General features: G+C 67.6%; 7 protein-coding genes. 3 read left to right on the top strand and 4 right to left on the bottom strand.

Annotated elements, in window-relative coordinates; translation table 11 throughout:
- Window positions 1-114: 114 nt before the first annotated feature.
- The 4 genes from AB0M11_RS27965 to AB0M11_RS27950 form a co-directional block, all read right to left on the bottom strand.
- Window positions 115-1,446 (bottom strand): beta-ketoacyl synthase N-terminal-like domain-containing protein, encoded by a 1,332-nt coding sequence (locus AB0M11_RS27965; protein ID WP_365710202.1) that lies wholly within the window; start codon window positions 1,444-1,446, stop codon window positions 115-117.
- A gap of 46 nt (window positions 1,447-1,492) precedes the next feature.
- Window positions 1,493-1,936: a DUF5988 family protein gene (locus AB0M11_RS27960; RefSeq protein WP_365710200.1), complete on the bottom strand. Its 444-nt coding sequence runs from the start codon at window positions 1,934-1,936 to the stop codon at window positions 1,493-1,495.
- 200 nt (window positions 1,937-2,136) lie between these two features.
- Window positions 2,137-2,544: a hypothetical protein gene (locus tag AB0M11_RS27955; protein WP_365710198.1), complete on the bottom strand. Its 408-nt coding sequence runs from the start codon at window positions 2,542-2,544 to the stop codon at window positions 2,137-2,139.
- Between the two features lie 1,359 nt (window positions 2,545-3,903).
- Complete coding sequence (locus AB0M11_RS27950) at window positions 3,904-5,349, bottom strand: MFS transporter (RefSeq protein WP_365710196.1); 1,446 nt, start codon at window positions 5,347-5,349, stop codon at window positions 3,904-3,906.
- 352 nt (window positions 5,350-5,701) lie between these two features.
- On the opposite strand from AB0M11_RS27950, the gene AB0M11_RS27945 reads away from it, so the two are divergent.
- The 3 genes from AB0M11_RS27945 (at window position 5,702) to AB0M11_RS27935 (ending at window position 15,262) form a co-directional block, all read left to right on the top strand.
- Entirely contained in the window at window positions 5,702-7,471 is a 1,770-nt protein-coding gene (locus AB0M11_RS27945) for a fatty acyl-AMP ligase (protein WP_365710194.1), read from the top strand.
- Window positions 7,468-14,124, top strand: a complete 6,657-nt coding sequence (locus tag AB0M11_RS27940) for an SDR family NAD(P)-dependent oxidoreductase (protein ID WP_365710193.1) — start codon at window positions 7,468-7,470, stop codon at window positions 14,122-14,124. The genes AB0M11_RS27945 and AB0M11_RS27940 overlap by 4 nt, the downstream gene beginning before the upstream one ends.
- Before the next feature lie 139 nt (window positions 14,125-14,263).
- On the top strand, window positions 14,264-15,262 hold the full coding sequence (locus tag AB0M11_RS27935) for an alpha/beta hydrolase family protein (RefSeq protein WP_365710192.1): 999 nt from the start codon (window positions 14,264-14,266) through the stop codon (window positions 15,260-15,262).
- Window position 15,263 lies beyond the last annotated feature (1 nt).

The following is a 15,263-nucleotide window of genomic DNA, read 5'->3' as shown; positions in this document are numbered from 1 at the left end:
GCCATGCGGCGGCGGGCTCGGCGCTCCGGAGTCGGCACGTGCGGACGCACAGGGCCTCCGCGCACGTCCGCGGGCTCCCGTGAGCGAGTCCGGGCGACGGTGAGGGGCGTGGCATCAGACGTCCGGGCCGCCCAGCAGGATGGCGCTTTTCACCCCGCCGACCTGGTAGTTGAAGGTGAATGCGTAATCGAAGTCGAGGGGACGGGGCACCGTCCCCGGGACCGGGTCGAAGGTCAGATGGTCGGCCGGCTCCTCGCAATTGGCAGTCGGACACACTTGGCCGTTCCGCATCATCAACAGGGTCTCTGCCACCCCGAGACAGCCGGCTGGAGCACCGTTGTGCCCGAAGCACCCCTCCTGCGAGGACATCAGGAGGTCGCGTGACGCGGAGCCGTACAGCTCCCTGACGGCATTCGCCTCGAACGCCGTGACGACCGCATTGCCGTCGCTGCCCCCGTGGATGTACGGCACCTGACCGATCTCCCAGGTGTCACCGAGGCACTGTCGCACTGCGGACACCAGTGCTTTCCCGGTCTCATCACAGGCCAGCGGGCTGGAGAGCCCGTCCCGTGTGGTGACCTGCGCCAGGATCTGGCCGTAAAGGCGAACATCTCGTCCGAAGGCATGCTCCCGGCTCTCGATGACGATCGTCGCGGATCCTTCGCCGTGGTTGATGCAGTCGGCGCGTCTGTCGTACGGACGCATGAGAGCGTCGAACGACGGCAGGAGGCTGGGCATGTCCTCGGCGCGCATGGCGTCGTACGCGTGCTGGGCTCCGCTCAGCAGTCGCTGGATGTTGCGGATCATCGTGATGCTGAAGACGTCGACTCCGGTCACCACGGCCATGTCGGTCTCACCAGTGGTGATCATTCTCAGGGCGTTGCCGACCTGGAGGGCCGAGGATGCGCAGCCGCACGACACCGTGAAATTGGCACCCCTCGACCGGGTGAGCGCCCCTTGGACCAGGGCGACGTCCGACGGGGTGACGGACTGCTCCGCCGCGACGAACATCTCCAGTGCCTCGGCGACGGGATAGGTCGCCGGATCGGCCCGCAGCACGGCGAGGTAGCTGTCGATGTTGGCATCCACTCCGCCCCGGCCCACCAGGACGGCGGCCTCTTCGAGGTCGCGCTGCACTTCGAGGCCGGCGTCCAGGCACGCCTGCCCGAGCGACACCAGCCCGAAGCGATGGGCGTCGGTGTAGTGACGTGCGAAGAACTCCGGGATGCCCGGTACACGTTCCTCGAACGCTGCTTGCGAGAGGTTGACGCTGCCGTAGTAGACACCCTTCTTGACGAGGCAGCACTTTCCGGTGGAGGCGACCTGCCAGAGGTCGTCGGCGGTGAACACCGGATTTTTCAGGCCTGGAAGACACAGTCCGATTCCGGTGACGACCGCGTCCCGTGCGCGTGCGCCGGTGCGCCGCCTCACGAGGCACCCGCGCATGACAGTGAGTCGATCATTGATATTCCCCTGAGGATCAGCCGGTGGGCTATTCGGCCACATAGGTGCGACGGCACCAGCGGTAGACGGGTAACTGCTCCTCCCCGTGAACGGAGTACGAGCCCGAGAACTCGAAGTGTTCGTATGCGTTGCCGCACAGGATCTTCACTTTGGGTTCGGTTTCCAGGGAAGTGACTTCCCACAGGACGGGAACCGTGACCCAGTCCGGGCCCCCGGAAAGCATTACTCGAACGGAATGTGGCACTTTCTCGGCCCTTCCTGCGGTGCTCGGTGTTCCTTCCCCGTCGACGTCCGGCGACTTCGTTCCCTCTTGAGTGAGGGGAAGGAAGAAGACGGAGGGAGAAAGCACCGGGATGCCATGGAAAGGGATCTGCACAGAGAGTTGATGAAGGCGGAAACCGACATGATGACCTGCCAGACGTGAACAGAGCGATGGCCCTTGGTCGCAAGCGGGTATCTCGCGGGCAGTCATGTACCGCGGACGCGGGGAGAAGATCTGTGTGCCGCCGGATGGGCTGGGCACTCGCCGCCGACGGCGAGTGCCCAGCCCGCGTACCGCCCGCCGGGGTGAGGGCGGGGCGCGATGGTCCCGGCGGGCGGCACGTCCCGGCTTACGCCGGGACGTGCGGGGGCAGGGGGCGTTGCCGCAGAGGCCACCCGCCCGTGTACCGGTCAGGTTGCGTTGGCCAGCGCCTGGCTGATCGCCGAAGCGGTCGCCTGCTCAGAGCCCAGGGCGGCATTCGCATTGCCGAACAGGTTCTGCAGGAGGGCGATCGCGTTGGTCGCGCTGGCCGTGAGGATGTTGGACCCCACCACCTGTGGCTGCCCCTGGCAGTCGCCCATCGCAGCCACCAGGTACGTGGCGGTGGCCAGGTTGTGGGTGCGTGCGCCTGCGGGGTTGCTGGCGGTGTCGGCCGCGATGGCGGCGTTGTTGGCCGTCTGTGCGGACTGCAGGTCCGCGACACAGGATGAGACGGCCGCGGCGGCGGGGGCCGCCGTGGCCAGAGGGGCGATGCCGACGATGGCGCCCGCCGCCATGGTGGCGGTGGCGGTGGCGGCGGCAAGACGAGAACGGAACATGCTGGCACTCCCTTGAAGACATGACGTGTGCACTCATTGGCTGCGACGCCGGCGGGAACGGTTGTTTCCCATTGCCCGGGAGTTGGCTGCTTGGAAAAGCGAACTCGACCTGATCGCCGCGCACTGCGCGTGCTGGGAGTGACGACCCGGACGGGTAGCAGCCACATCCCCGGAAAGGGATGGGCAGCCCGCCGGTTCGTATTCCAGTAATGCGGCAAGGACGAGCGGCACATCAAGAGAAGGACGCCTACGTCACCCGATCGGAGTAGGGCATCACGTGTTGACCACGTCAAATCGGTCGAAGGTGAGCACTGTGTTGACGGGTGCGGTGCCCTCGCTCCGGTGGGCAGGAAATCACCTGACTCGGCTGTCATCAAGCGAGTTGAGAGAAGGGACGGAGGAGCCGACGGGCCGGTCCGATATGCATGCGCCTTGACGCGCCAGAGGCAGCAGTACGTCAGGGAGACACCGGAAGAGTCGGGGTTCTCACACCATGGAAAGGTCGCGTATCCGAAAGGGCGCCTACGATTTCGCGGCAGCGGACGCGCCTGCACGACGAGCCGCGCGGGCGGAACTCCGGCGCTTTATCCGGAGCACGCCGTCAGTTGCGCGGCCGAGCCGGAGCCGCCCGGTCTGATCAAATCCATGGCCGGAAACCGTCCCCCCGCCCAGCCCTCGCTGCTCGGACTGCCGACACATAACCGCGGCGCCAGCGTATTTTCGCTCCTGGATTGCCGAGCTCCCCGACTCGATGCACGAAATCCCTACTGTCACACAGAATGCGCGATCGACTCGATCGAGCCGTCTGGTCTCCGTGTACCCGGGACACTCGGGCGAGCATTTTTATCACATTACATTAGGCCGTCCGGGTGCTGGTCGTCAGGCAGGTGTTGCTGCCATATGCCGCTCCGGTGGATAACGGTTCCATCCAACGGTGGGCTGCCCATCCTCTCCGGGGGAGTGACGGTCCGGGCTTCAGCGCGCCGGCTTCGTGCCGGCCGCTGACCGGCGGGCTGCCACGATGGGCCCCCCGCGATGAGGGGTTGGATCCGTCAGCCGGCGTCGGCCGGCGTCGGCTGACGGTCAATTTCCGTATCCACTTGCCACGAAGCGTGCTGCTGGGTCAAGACAGCCGTGAACGCCATTCCGTGTATGAAAAGTCGCGGCACCGCACCGTAAGAGGCGCGGCAGACCCCACGCACTGCACCACGCCGTTACCGGATGGGAGCAGTCGCGGGACATCAGGACGTGAACCCGGCAGGAGCCCGCCCATGCGTCGGACCAGCCGCGGCAGCATGTCCCTGTCCACCTGCATGCCGACCGCTGCCGCCGGGCGAGTCCGTGACCGACCGGGCTGCGTCACGGCCCTGGCTTCGCGGTGCATGTGGAAGCGCCCCTGTCGCCTTCCGGTGTGCCCCTGCGGTGTCGCAGCGCCCACAATGCGACGGGAGCTCCCGCCGCGACCAGCGCCGCAGCGAAACACAGACCGGCTTGGTAGCCGGAGAGAAAGGCACCCGAGTCATCGGCCCCGGCGGCGACTGCGGCATGTTCCACGAACGACACGATGGCGCCCACCAGGCCGATTCCGACGACTCCGGACGCCTCGCGGGCGGCGCTGAACAATCCGGCCGCGATTCCGGAAAGGTGATCCGGTGAGGATTCCAGAGCGCGCGTGGTCAGCGGAACGGCCAGCGCGGAGCCGAAACCGAGAACTGAAAGTCCGGGAAGGATGTCGACGAGTTTTCCTCCCGAACTGCCCAGCGTGACCATCAGCAACCCCAGGCCGACCAGGAGCAGGCCCGCAGCGGAGATGCGGCCTTCTCCCCAGCGGCGCGCCATACGCGTAATGAAAGGGATGGTGACGATCAGGGAAAGGGCCACCGGCATGAATGTAAGTCCGGCCGGTGTGGGTGCGAGGCCGAGGCCGTTCTGCAGAAATCGGGACGTGAAGAAATAGACTCCGCTCACGCTCAGGCCCCACAGCAGTTGGGTAATGATTCCGCCGACGAAAGGGCGTTGTCGGAAGAGGGGGCGCAGCACGGTGTTCCGGCGCGATGTCAGTTCGCACCACAGGCCGACGGCCGATGCGACGACGACGCCCCCTGACGCGGCGACAGGAACGGCGCCGAAGCCGTGTTCAGGCCCTTCGATCAAGCAGTAGGCAAGGGCTGCCAGCGAGCAACAGGCCAACGTGATGACGCGCAGCGAGAGTGTGGCGGAGGCCGGTGACGTGGCGTGGGTCGAGCGCTTGGGCCGGGGGACGAGAAGGCCGACGAGGAGACTCACGCAACCCAGCGGCAGGTTCATGGCGAAAACGGACTCCCAGCCCAAGTGTTGTGTCATGACACCAGAGACCACAGGGCCGCAAGCCAGCGCTGACGCCAACGTGGCAGTGGTGGCACTGAAGGCGGCATTGCGCACTCGAGGCGGCAGATCGTGCGACTGGACCGCCAGCGAGGCCGGCAGGATCAGCGCAGCGCCCGCTCCCTGCAGCCCCCGGCAGGCGATCAGCATCATCCCGGAGGACGCCGCACTGCACCCGGCCGATGCGACGGTGAAGAGTGCGACACCGAGCGACAGAGTGGTATGCCGCCCGACGGTGTCCGACAGATGCCCGCCCAGCAGGAGGAGGCTCGCAAGAGCGAGAGGGTAAATGGCCGCCACCCATTTGAGATCGGCTTCACTCAATGCGAGTACAGCCTGGATCTGAGGCAGTGTCACATTGACGACAGTGTTGTCCAAGGCGGTCATGAAGGACGGCACCAGTACGGCCACGAGGAGGGCGAGGACACGTAGTCGGCTCACGATACCTGCCTTGAGTAGCGCCGACAGTGGTAAAGGGCGGCCACGTTCCGCGGGCCCTTCTTCGTACTCTGCCCCGTGGGTATGGCGGGCGCGACTGCGTGGCGCCCTGATTGCGGTATCTGGTGTGCCAAAAACGCCGCTCGTTTTCCGGTGGGTCACCCGGACGGGACTCCCGGAGTGGCGCCGCATCCGCGGTGCCCCTATATGTAGGGATGATCACCATCGCTGCCATCATGCATTGGGGATGGATGGCGAGCGTCGACGTCTGTCGTCAATTCTCCGGATTGACTGACGGCCGGGGGGTCCCGCTGCCTGTCGAGAACGAAGGTTCGGTGAATTTATGCTGAAAGCCATGGAAGACACGATCAGCCATCATCTCAGCCGGGCCGCGGAGCGGGCCCCCGCCGAAAACGCGTTTACTTTCGTGGACTTCAGTGCCGTTCGCGAAGGAGTCCCCGTCTCTCTGACGTGGCGCGAACTGGAGAAAAGGGTCCGTACCCTCGCGGCGGTACTGCGGCACGGCGGTGCGGTCGGTGAGCGGGTGGCCCTCGTGGGGCCGCAGAACCTGGACTACGTCGTCGGCTTCCTCGCGGCCACGTGCGCTGGTGCGATCGCCGTTCCCCTGTTCCCGCCGACTCTGCCGGGCCATGCGGAGAAACTGGCCGCCGCGCTCGCCGACGCCGACCCGGTGCTCGCTCTCACCGACTCCGACTCGCTTCCGGCCGCGGAGAAGTTCATCGCCGACCAGGACGGCCTCCGCGTGCGTGTGACCACCGAGGAGGACCTGCTCTCGAGTTCGACGGCGTGGGCCGAATGCGCGGACGGTGAATATCCTCATCCCCGCCCCCAGGACTGCGCCTACCTGCAGTACACCTCGGGCTCCACCCGCATGCCGTCCGGCGTGGAGATCACCCATGCCAACGTCTGCGCCAATGCACGCCAGGCGCAGAAGGCGTACGGCATCCAAGCCGGGCGCAACTGCACCGTCGGCTGGCTCCCCCTGTACCACGACATGGGGCTCGTGCTGGCGATCGTGCTTCCCGTCGTCGGCAACGTCCACTCCGTGTTCATGGATCCGCTGGCCTTCGTTCAGCAGCCCGTTCGGTGGCTGCAACTGCTCAGCAAACACCCGCGTGCGCTCACCGCCGCCCCCAACTTCGCGTACGACTACTGTGTGCGCCGCGTCACCGAGGAGGAGCGCGCAACGCTGTCGCTGGGATCGGTGACCGCCATGATCAACGGCAGTGAGCCCATCGCGGAGCAGACGCTCCTGCGGTTCCAGCAGGCCTTCGCCTCAGTCGGTGCGGTTCCCACGGTGATGCGTCCGTCCTACGGGCTGGCTGAGGCGACAGTATTCGTATCTGCCTCATCGGCCGGTGAGGAACCGACCGTCACCTCCTTCGACCGCGACGCGCTGGCAGCCGGCACCGCCCGGCCGGCCGAGGGCACCGAAGGCCAGGCAGTGAGCCGCCTGGTCGGCTGTGGACGGCCCACCGACCAGGAGGCCGTCATCGTCGACCCGGTCAGCCTCGTCCGGTTGGAGGACGGGTGTGTGGGCGAGATCTGGTTGAGCGGCCCCAACGTCGGACGCGGCTACTGGGGGAGGCCGGAACAGAGCGAGACGACCTTCCGCGCCACCCTTCACGGTGACAACCCGGGCCAGGGGACGCAGCACTGGTTGCGCACAGGAGACCTCGGGGTGTGGTACGACAACCACCTCTACATCACCGGTCGCCTCAAGGATCTCGTGATCATCGACGGGACCAATCATTATCCGCAGGACATCGAGCACACCGTCGAGAACGCCCACCCGGCGATCCGCCGTCATCACACCGCGACGTTCTCCGTCTCCACCGACGACGGGGAACGCCTGATCGTCGTAGCCGAGCACGCCCGTGACCTCGCGGAACCTCACAAGGTCCGGGACGAGGTGACACGCGCGGTACGTGCGGCGGTGTCCACCGGTCACGCCATCTCCATGCACGACTTCGTCCTCGCCCCGCCCGGCAGCGTACCGCACACCACCAGCGGGAAGGTCGCCCGCAGCGCTTGCCGCGAGCGCTACCTCCGGGGTACCTGGGCCTCCGACACGCTCGTGCAGAAAGAGACCAGCGTCGCATGAACCATCCAGATGAACACGAGGAGGCGGTCGAGGACAACGTCGAGGCCACCGCCTCCATCACGGACGGCCGCTCCGCATCTGGCGCTGCCGATCTGCGGAGTGCACTGCTGCAGTTGGTCTCAGACATCAGCGGCATCTCACCGGAACAACTCGACGACGGCCGGCCACTCGCGGAGTACGGCCTCACCTCCCGCGACGCCGTCGGACTGACCGGCGAACTGGAGAAGATCCTCGACCGATCGCTGTCCACCACGCTGCTGTGGGAGTACCCCACCATCGGACAACTCGTTGCCGCCCTGACGAACACCGCCCGAACCGATGCCGTGGAGTCGGACCGGCAGCCCTGCACGCCGGATGAGACGGCGGCCACCGCCCGCACCGACGACGGCGCCATCGCCGTCGTCGGCATCGGGTGCCGCCTGCCCGGCAACGTGCACGGGCCGGACGCGTTCTGGGAGCAGCTGATGGCGGGCATGGACGCGGTCGGCCAGGTGCCCGAGAAACGCTGGCCGGACTTCGCCGGAACGGCACCCGAGGCCACCGCCCTCATGGAATCCACCACGCAGTGGGGTGGCTTTCTCGACGACATCGAGGGTTTCGACGCCAAGTTCTTCGGCATCACCCCTCACGAGGCCGAAGTCATGGATCCCCAGCAACGGCTGCTGCTCGAAGTCGTCTGCGAAGCACTGGACCATGCGGGCGTACCCGCCCCCGCCCTGCAGAGCACATCCACCGGCGTCTTCGTCGGCCTGAGCGCCCTCGAATACGGGCATCTGACCACCTCGGACCCCACACGGCTCACCGCGTGGACCGGCACCGGAGCCGCCGGCAGCATCGCCGCCAACCGCGTCTCCTACCTGCTCGACCTGCGGGGCCCCAGCATCACCGTCGACACTGCCTGTTCGTCGTCTCTGGTGGCAGTGCACCTGGCTTGCCGCAGTCTGCGCAGCAGGGAGTGCGACACGGCACTGGCCGCAGGCGTCAACCTCCTCCTGTCCCCGGCGGTCACGGCCACGTTCGACCAAGCCGGCGCACTGGCCGCGGACGGCAGGTGCAAACCCTTCGACGCCGCGGCGGACGGATTCACTCGCGGTGAGGGCTGCGGCGTCGTCGTGCTCAAGCGGCTCGCCGACGCCCGCCGCGACGGCGACAGGGTGCTCGCCGTCATCAGGGGCACCGCCGTGAACCAGGACGGCCGCTCGGCAGGTCTCATGGCACCCAATCCGGCGGCGCAGGAAGCGCTGCTGCGCGACGCCCTGCGCGACGCAAACATCAGCGCGACCGACATCGATTACGTCGAGGCACACGGGACCGGCACCCTCCTGGGAGACCCCATCGAGGGCACCGCGCTCGGGGCGGTCGTCGGACGTGGCAGGCAGCCCGACCGGCCACTGCTGATCGGATCGGTCAAAAGCAATCTGGGCCATCTCGAAGGTGCGGCCGGCATTGTCGGCCTGATCAAGACAGCGCTGGCCCTGCATCACGGCCGCATCCCGGCCAGCCTGCACTTCCACAACCCCAACCCTCACATCGACTTCGCCGAGTTGGGTTTGCGCGTGGTCACCGAACCGACCGTATGGCCCACCGCCGGAGACCGCCTGGCGCGCGCCGGTGTGTCGGCCTTCGGCTTCGGCGGTACGAACGCTCACGCCGTGCTGGAGCAGGCGCCCCCGACCTGCGCGCATCCCCCTCACGCCGACGACGAGGAGGCCGGCGACCCGCACATCCTGGTGGTGTCGGCCCGTTCCTCGGACCGGCTCGCCGACGTGGCCGCGAGCCTGTCGCAATGGGTTGCAGCCGACGACGCGCCCGCCCTCACCGACATCGCCCACACGCTCGCCTCGCACCGCCGCGGCCCGTCCTGCGCCGCCGTCGTCGCACGGACCCACGCCGATGCGGCTGCCGGGCTGGCCGCACTGGCCCAGGGCGAGACGGCACCCGGCGTGGTGCCCGCGTGCACGGACGCACGAGCGGCCCCGTCGTTCGCAGCGCAGCGACCGGTCTTCGTCTTCTCCGGTTACGGCTCACAGTGGGAAGGCATGGGGCGGCGCCTGTTGACCGACGACGCCGTCTTCGCCTCCCACGTATCCGAGCTCGACCCGCTCTTCCTCGCGGAGACCGGTTTCTCCCTGACCGATATGCTCATGGCCGATCTGACCAAGACAGCGGACCGGATCCAGCCGCTGATCTTCGGAATCCAACTGGCCCTGGCGCGGACCATGCAGGCCCACGGCGTGGAACCCGCCGCCGTCATCGGACACTCGATGGGCGAGGTCGCAGCCGCCGTGGTCGCCGGTGCTCTCGACGACCGAGACGGAGTGCGCGTCATCGTCCGCCGGTCGGCCCACCTTGCCGTCCTCGAAGCCGGCCGGGCAGGCGCGATGGCCGCGGTGGAGCTGCCCGAAGAGTCCCGGACGGCCGTGCTCAGTCGCTTTCCCGGTGTCGAGGTCGCCGTTCACTCCTCGCCCCGACGCTGCACGGTGGCCGGCCCGGCCCAAGCGGTGCGCGACCTGGTGGACGAGCTGACCGATCAGGACCAGCTCGCCCGACTGTTCGAACTGGGCGGAGCCACTCATACTGCCTTGGTCGATCCCATCCTGGCACCACTGAGCGAGGACCTTGCCGACCTGTGCCCGCGCCCACCGACCACACCCTGGTACAGCACAGTCCTTGATGATCCCCGTGCAAGCGCGGCAGCCGATGGGGGCTACTGGTGCGCCAACACCCGCCGCCCGGTGCTTCTGCAACAGGCGGTGACAGCGGCAGTCGAGGACGGTCACACCCTGTTCCTGGAGATTTCACCCCACCCCATCGTCGTCGTCCCCCTCGCGGAGAGCCTTGAGGCCACCCCGGCGGGGGACCAGGCGCTGGTCCTTCCGACCCTCCGCAAGAACACCGACGACACCGTCCAGGTACGAGTCGCGTTGGCACGACTCCACTTCGCCGGCGTCCCGCTGAACCCCGGACTGTGGCCCGCCGGTGCACGCACCGCACTGCCCACGCCCGCCTGGCGGCATGAACGGTTCTGGTTCCCCCGCTCCGCCCGATCGACCGAAACCGGCGGCGATCCCCTGCTGGGGGTGCGCACCGACGACCCGAGAACCGGCGCCGTGCTGTGGCAGGGAGACATCGGTTCGAACTGGCACGGCACTCGCGGCACGGTCCACGGCAGAGCGGTGCTGACCCTTGCCGAGGCCGCGGAGCTGATGATCGAAGCCGCTCTGGACCTATGGGCTCGGGAGGGCATCACCCACCTCGGCATCGAGGACCTGCAGATCCACCGGTGGCTCGCCGTCTCCAGCAGTACCCCCCTGACCACGGTGTGGGAACCGGACTCCGGAACACACGGAACCATCAGCCTCCACGCCCGTGGCGCCGAGACCGTCTGGCATTGCTACGCCTCGGCCCGTGTCACCCGCGCCCCCGGACCCCAGGACGAGCCTCACCCCGAGCAGGAATCGAAGCCGACACTCACCCGGCACTTCATCCTCGAGGACTCCAGGTCCCCTCACCGACCGTCCTACGCACGCCTCCTGACCGCGATGCTGGAGGCGCAGAGCGCTGCGGTCACGCCGGCGGACCGGAACCGGACCGTCCAAGCCACCGCACACAGCGTCCCAGTCGGCATAGGGTCCCTGCTCGTCAAGGGGCCGGGCATCCTTGACACCGGCTATGACATCAGTTGCACGCCCGCCGACGGCGCCGACCCGACGGAAACGGACGTCGACCAGTGGCACGTCTCTGCACAGGGCGACACGAGCGAGATCGTCGCCCGGTTCGTTCAGTTGCGGCCCGTCGAGCGCCACGAAGTGCCGCGGTCCCTCGAGACGTGCACGTACGATATCCAGTGGGAGAAGTCCACTGTTCCCCTGCCATCGCTGGGTCTGCGGCGTGTCCTGCTCATCAGCGATGAATCGGACGCCACGGCCTCTCTCTCGGCAGCCCTGGAAGCCGGCGGTACCGACGTCACGGCGACGGATGCCCGGGACGACGCCTGCGACGCCGTACTTGACGCCTGGCTGGAGAGCCCACAGGACGGCCAGAGCGCGGTGGTCCTGTTCTTCCAACAGGAAGAACAGGACGACGACACGCGGTCACTGCACAGGGCGGCACAGCTGGCGCGTCGCCTGGCCAGTGCAACGCACCGGCAACCGCCACGCCTGTGGATGGTCACCGTGCTGGCACAGGCTACGGGGTCCGGGGAACCAGGGACGCCGTCGCTCGCCTGCCTGCGTGGACTCGTCCGGGTTCTTGCGCTCGAACACCCCCAGCTGCGGGCCTCGCTGGTCGACATCGACAAGCAGCCCGGAGCAATCGACGACCTCGCCCGCGAACTCCTCGCGGGCAGCGACGCGGACGAGATCGCCTGGAGGGCCGGCACGCGCCTCACCGCGCATCTCGCCCGCGCAGAGCTCAGCGGGCAGCGCAACGACACCGTGGCTTTCACCCGCCCCGACGGCGCATACGTCATCACCGGAGGCCTGACGGGACTGGGCTTGGCCACAGCCGGCCGGCTCGCCGAGCAGGGTGCCGGGCGCATCGTCCTCAACGGACGCCGCGTCCCGGGGCCCGAGGCGGAGGCCGTCCTGGCGGAACTGCGGGAACGGGGGACATCCGTCGCGGTGGTCCAAGGGGACATCGCGGACCTCGACGTGGCCGCGGACCTGGTGCGTGCCGCGCTGGCCGAGGGCCACACGCTGCGCGGCGTCGCGCATTGTGCCGGCGTCCTGCACGACGGTGTGATCACCGACCTGGAACCGGCGGACATCGACACGGTGCTGCGGCCGAAGGCCATAGGAGCCCAGAACCTTGAGTCGGCTGTCGCCGACCTCGATCTGGACTGGTGGGTGAACTACAGTTCCGCCGCGGCACTGCTCGGCTCACCCGGACAGTCCGCCTATGCGGCTGCCAACGCCTGGCTCGACGCCGTGGCCCACCGCCGCAGAGCCGGCGGCCTGCCCGCCACCTCCATTGCGTGGGGCCCCTGGGAGAACGTCGGCATGACCGCCGGGAACCAGGCGCTGGTGCTGGAGCCCATCCAGATGAGCGAGGGAATGGACGTGCTTCAGGCACTGGTCACCCTCAACTGTGCGCACGTGGGTGTCGTCCACCTCGACGCGGAGCGCGTGCTGGGGGCGTTCCCCGGCCTGTCCGCCATTCCCTTCTTCTCCGACGTCCTCGACAACGGTTCACCCGGCGCCGACGACTGGGCCGGCCCCCATGGCATCGAGGCTCTCGGCAGTTCCGCCGCGGACACGGTCTACGCACGCCTGGTCAGAAGAACGGCGGCCATCATGGGATTCGCGGCCGCAGAACTCGGCGAGACGGTCCCGCTGACCGACCTGGGCCTGGACTCCCTGGTGGCGGTACGCGTCCAGAACACGATCCGCCAGGACTTCGGCGTCGACGTGCCCGCCTCCCGGCTGCTGCGCGGCGCCAGCCTGCGTGACATCGGACGCGCGGTACTCGAACAACTCGGGCTGGACGGCACGGAGCCGGCGGCCGATTCCCAGCCGACGGCGTCCGTGGACAATTGCCGGGCCGAGCCGTCCACATGCACGCTGCCGAGTGTCCTCAACCCCAGGGACGCTGCGGAGCGGCTGGTCGCGAGCTCCTGGGCCGAAGTCCTGGGGCAAGGGCCGAGGGACGTCCGGGAGGACTTCATCACCGCCGGCGGAGACCACGACGCCGCCGCAGCCATGGCGGACGTCATTCACAGGCGCCTCGGCGAGGACACCGAGTTGAGCCTGACGGCCGACGCCGTCCTTGCCCAGCGCACCGTCGCAGCAGTCGCCGAACTGATCCGGCCCGTCGTCAACCGAACCGGCGGGTCGGCACTCACCACCCTGCGTCCCCCCCTCCCCGGGTCGGAACGGCCCCCGCTGTTCACCTTCCACCCCGCCGGTGGCCCGACCTCCGTCTACCTGCCACTGACGGGGCTGCTGCCGGCCGAACAGCCCGTGTACGGCCTGGAGCGCGTCGACGGGCTGAACACCGTGGAGGAGAAGGCCGCCCGCTACCGCGCACTCATCCGTGACATCCAGCCGGAAGGGCCCTACCACCTGCTCGGCTGGTCCTTCGGAGGGTGTCTCGCTTACGAAGTGGCGATTCAGCTGAGAGAAGAGGGACAGGACATCGGGTCTCTCGGCATGATCGACACCGTCCTGCCCCCCGTTCTGCCGGAACCGGAATCACGGCAGTTCCTCATCGAGCGTTTCGGTCGTTTCGCCGAATACATCGAGAAGACGTACGGGCACCGCCTCGATCTGCCCTACGAAGAGCTGGAGGCCACTCCGGACGATCAGCAGATCGACGTCGTCATGCGTCTGGTCGCCGAGGCGGGGCTCGACATGAGCCCAGGGATCATGGAGCACCAACGGACCTCGTACATCGACGCCCGCGTCGGCGAACGATACGTCCCCCGCCCTCAGGAGGGCCACGTGGTGCTCTATCGCGCCAAGCAACCGCAACAGCTCACCGCCGCTCTGGACCCGCGCTACCTCCGACAGGACGCCGACCTCGGGTGGGCGCCCCTGTGCCCCCGGCTCGAGATCGTCCCGGTCGACGGCGACCATCTGTCCGTCATCGACCCCCCGCACGTCCGGACCATCGCGCAGCACGTCACCCGGGCCATGGGGTGGCCCACCCGGTGATCGGCGCACCGCGCCTGTTCCGCAGCCTCCCCCGTGGAACAGGCGCAACCGCATGTCACTCGGCTGTTCGGGCCACTTGCCCTTCGGTGGCCGGGGTGTCTTCTGGTGGTGATCAACATATTTAGCCATGATCCTACCCGTGTGGGTCACTCTCCTGAAGTACGCGAAAAGGAATCTGGTCTGCCTCGGGCTCGCCGCGGCTCTTCTCTCGACCGAGGCGCAAGCGGCTGAGTGGAAACCGGGCGCCTCGCCCTCGCCTCCCCATGCGGAGGCCAGCGTCACTGACATGAAATTCATTGACGAGCGAATGCGTGATCTCGTGGTCAGTTCCCCGACGATGGGAATGTCCATCCCGGTCCGCGTCATTCTTCCCGTGCACTGGAGAGAAGAGCCGACAGCCACCTTTCCGGTTGTGTACATGTTCCACGGCGGTGACGACGACTACACGTCCTGGACACGCGAGACAGACGTGGAGGCGCTGACGAAGAACTCTGACGTGCTGGTCGTCATGCCGGATGCCGGAAAGAACGGTTACTACAGCAACTGGTTCGCCGGTGCTGCCAGCTGGGAATCATTTCACACTCACGAACTCGTGCGGCTCATGGAGGAGAAGTTCCGGGCGAACCGCTCACGAGCCGCCGTGGGAGTGTCAATGGGGGGCTTCGGCGCACTCAACTACGCCGCGCACAACCCGAGGATGTTCCGGTACGTGGCCTCAATGAGTTCTTACGTGGATCTGAACGACCCTGCCGTGCGGCTGGAACTCGCCCTTGGTACCGCGAGGGAAGGTATCGACATCAAACGTGTCTGGGGCGACCCGGTGAAGAACGCCGACGTCTGGCGGGCACACAACCCTGCTGCAATGCCGCGTGCCTTCCGCGGGGTGCACATCCATCTCTCCGCGGGCAGCAGTCAGACCGGACCGCTGGACACGGGACGCCCCGCCGATGTCGTGCTGGTGAGCATCCTGGGAGAGGCACCACTGTCGGGGCAGATCGAAAGATTCGCGACGTCGCTTCGCTCTGAAGGGGTCGACGTCACGACGCATCTGTACACGCCGGGGACGCATTCCTGGCCGTACTGGGAGGCAGAGTTGCACAGCATCTGGCCGTCCGTCATGAAGTCGATCGGGCTGTGAT

It is taken from the genome of Streptomyces sp. NPDC051987, from assembly GCF_040680735.1.
Lineage (GTDB): Bacteria > Actinomycetota > Actinomycetes > Streptomycetales > Streptomycetaceae > Streptomyces.
Note: the sequence above shows the minus strand (reverse complement) of the source record. Positions and strands in the feature narration are given on the sequence as shown.